Origin of the sequence: Paenibacillus sp. RC73 (genome assembly GCF_044908085.1) — a bacterium.
GTDB classification, from domain to species: domain Bacteria; phylum Bacillota; class Bacilli; order Paenibacillales; family Paenibacillaceae; genus Paenibacillus; species Paenibacillus terrae_A.
This window is the reverse complement of the sequence record NZ_JBIYCV010000030.1, coordinates 1-3,995: the sequence shown is the minus strand read 5'-3', so window position 1 is coordinate 3,995 and position 3,995 is coordinate 1. Positions and strand designations below refer to the sequence as shown.

Annotated in this window: 1 protein-coding gene; it reads left to right on the top strand. The window is 48.1% G+C overall.

The annotated features are described in order from the left end of the window. On the top strand, window positions 1-3,995 hold a 3,995-nt coding region (locus ABH897_RS27495; RefSeq protein WP_404593011.1), incomplete at both ends, for a condensation domain-containing protein.

Below are 3,995 nucleotides of genomic sequence, written 5' to 3'. Positions count from 1 at the left end.
GATGGTTCTGCTGAGTGCAGAGCTGCTGGGGGAAGCTATCCGGGAGCACCAAATTACGGTCATGTGGCTGACCGCGCCACTGTTCCATCAGTTGGCACAGCAAGAGCCGGTACAGTTTGAGCCGCTGCGTTATCTCATTGTAGGAGGGGATGCGCTCGTGCCATCGGTCGTATCGGCGGTACGCCGCTCATGCCCGAATGTCACGCTGGTGAATGGCTATGGTCCGACGGAAAACACGACCTTTTCCTGCAGCTTTGAGGTTGACCAGGACTATACCAACAATATTCCGATTGGGCGACCGATAGCCAACTCGACCGCCTACATCATGGATCAAGAGGGGCGGCTCCTGCCAATAGGAATGGCGGGAGAAATCTGGGTCGGGGGAGCCGGTCTGGCCCGTGGTTATTTGAATCAGGAAGAATTAACCCGTGAGCGGTTTGTACCGCATCCATGGGCAGCGGGTGAACGGTTATACCGGACGGGGGACCGGGGACGCTGGCGTCCGGACGGAACGATCAGCTATCTGGGACGGATGGACCAGCAGGTGAAAATCCGGGGATACCGAATTGAGCCGGGAGAGATTGAAGCGAAGCTGCAGAGCCTGCCCTTCGTCCAGCAAGCGGCTGTGGTTGTCCATGAAGCGGAGGATGGCGCGAAGCAATTGGCGGCGTACTATGTAGCTGAGCGCGAGATGACAGGGACGCGGATACGGGAAGCTCTGCTGGAAGAGCTGCCAGCGTATATGATACCAGCCTATATGATTCCGCTGGAACGGCTACCGCTAACGCCTAATGGGAAAGTGGACCGTAAAGAGCTGCCTGTGCCAACGGCGAGTATTCAAACCGGAGTGGAGTATACCGCGCCTGGAAACGAAGTGGAGCAGGTGTTGGTCACTGTCTGGCAAAAGGTGCTCGGTGTGCCACAGATAGGAACAGGGGATAACTTTTTTGATTTGGGTGGCGATTCCATTAAGGCCATTCAAGTTTCATCCGGTTTAAGACAAGCGGGATATCACTTGGAGATGAAGCATTTATTTTCTTATCCAACCATCGCTTCGCTAAATTCTCATGTTCACATACTGAACAGAGTAGCGGATCAAAAGACGGTAATTGGAAAGGTCAAGCGTTCTCCTATCCAGTACTGGTTTTTGGAAAATCAAATTGCCGATCCTCATCATATGAATCAATCCATGCTGCTCTTTAGAGAGCAAAGGTTTGATGAACAGACGCTGCGACATTCCATGCAGGGTGTCATAACCCATCATGATGCGCTTCGTATGGTATTTCGTCAGACAGAATATGGGTATGAGGCATGGAATCGTGGAATGGATGATGGGGAGCTGTACCATCTGGAAATTGTAGATTTTACAGCCGATTCCCAGCCTTTTGCGGCAATTGAGGCTGCAGCTAACCGGATACAGCAAAGCATTGATTTAGAAAAAGGTCCATTAGTAAAGCTGGGTCTGTTCCGTTGTGCAGATGGTGATCATCTACTAATTGTCATTCATCATTTGGTGGTGGATGGTGTATCCTGGCGGATTTTGCTGGAAGATATCGCAAGAGCTTATGAACAGGTAGAAGCCGGAGCTTTTGTTCAACTACCTGTGAAGACTGATTCTTTTCAGACATGGGCACATAAGCTGTCCGATCATGCCACTAGCAATGCAATTGAGCAGGAGCGTTCTTTTTGGGAAGCAGTGGATCATACCATCGTCTCACCACTTCCTGTGGACTTGGAAGTAAGCCGTTCCTTGATAAAAGACAGCGAGACTATAACCTTGCAATGGTCTGAAGAGGAGACCGGACAGCTGTTAAAAGGGGCAAATCGGGCTTATAACACGGAAATAAATGATTTGCTACTTACAGCTCTTGGCATAGCTGTTCATCGCTGGACTGGCATGGAGAAGGTTGCAATTATGCTGGAGGGACATGGCCGGGAAAGCATTATGGATGATGTTGATATTTCACGTACGGTTGGCTGGTTCACGAGTCTATACCCGGTCATTCTTTCCGTTCGTCATCATACTAGTATAGCCAGTCGAATTAAAGGCATTAAGGAAGGATTACGGGAGATTCCTAACAAGGGGATCGGATATGGTTTACTGCGGTACTTATCTGAAAATCACGGTGCCCGAAATGCAACATTTGGCGACCTGCAGCCTGAAGTCAGCTTTAATTACCTGGGTCAGTTTGATCAGGATTTGGAAAATAGCTCTATGCGCCTGTCCACTTATTCTGTCGGCTCCGAGGTGAGTGGGAATCAATTAAGGCCATATAAGTTAATAATTAACGGCAGTATTACTAACGGCAATTTATCGTTACAGCTAAGTTACAGTAAAAAACAATATCTAAGTCAAACTATGCAGCAATTTGCAGCATATCTGGAAGATAGCTTGCGTCAAGTCATCGAACACTGTGCAAGTTGCGAACGGACGGAAATCACACCAAGTGATTTATCTCTAAAACATTTGACCATGGAAGAGTTGGAGCAGATTATTCAGCAGACACAGCATATAGGTGACATTGAAGATGTGTATCCGTTGACTCCTTTACAAAAGGGGATGCTGTTTCACAATTTGCTGGATTCCAGATCTGGCGTCTATTTTGAGCAGATTACTTTTGAAATGCAAGGAAACTTGAAGCTGGACGTTTTTGGGCAAAGTCTGGAGGAATTGACGAAAGCGCACGCTATCCTCCGTACCCGTTTTGATGGAGCATGGAAAGACTATCCTCTCCAAATCGTCTACAAGAACCCACAAGTCGAGCTGTATGCAGAAGACATAAGGGAACTGGAAGAGGTACAGCAACAGCAAAGGCTGCATTCCTATGCAGAGACGGATCAGCAACGGGGATTCAATCTGTCACAGGATATATTGATGCGAATGGCAGTTTTCCGTATTGCGGATGAGACGTACTCATTCATTTGGAGCTTTCACCATATTTTGATGGATGGTTGGTGTGTACCGCTGGTCACGAGTGAACTGTTCGAGTACTACTCAGCTTTTCTGATAAACCGACAGCCTAATGTACAGCAATCAGCTCCTTACAGCAAGTATATGGAGTGGCTGGCGGCGCAGGATGATGAGCAAGCAGCCCACTACTGGGAGCAATATTTGTCGGGGTATGAGGAGCATACTGCTATCCCTGGAGAGAGGGAAGGGGACTCTGATCAAAAATATATCCGCCAAGAAGTGGCGCTTGAGCTTGATAACGATTCAATCCGACAGTTAAAGCAGATAGCAGCAATACATCAGGTGACGTTAAACTCAGTATTGCAAACAGTATGGGGGCTATGGCTCCAAATGGCAAACGCAAGCCAAGATGTAGTTTTTGGTACAGTTGTGTCGGGCAGACCGTCAGATTTGGCGGGAGCCGGGCAAATGATCGGATTATTTATTAACACAATCCCGGTGCGTATTCAATGCCATTCCACGGATTCTCTGTCTGAAATCATGATTCGGACTCAGTCCAATTCCGTGGCATCAGCGGCTTACGATACGTACCCATTGTATGAGGTTCAGGCTCATACCCATCAAAAACAGGACTTAATCACACATTTGCTTGTTTTTGAAAATTATCCTGTAGAGGAGCAAATGCAGCAGCTTATTCAAGGCGAGCATACGACGGGCTTGACTATAGCTGATGCGGAGATTCGTGAGCAGACGAACTATGATTTTAATCTCATTGTGCTGCCTGGCGAAACATTCACATTCAAATTTCAATACAATGCAAGCGTCTATAGTCAGGCAGACATAGAGCAAATCAGTAACCAACTGCTTCATCTTCTGCGGCAAATAGCGGAACGCCCGCACATGCGTGTCAACGAGCTCCAGTGGGTAACCGAGGCGAACAAACGTCTGATTCTGGACGTCTTTAATGATACCGCCCAAGCATATCCGCATGAGCAACCCATTGCGCAGTTGTTTGAAGAACAGGCAGCGCGTGTACCCGAGCAAATTGCGGTTGTGTGCGGGGACAAGAGCTGGACCTACCGTG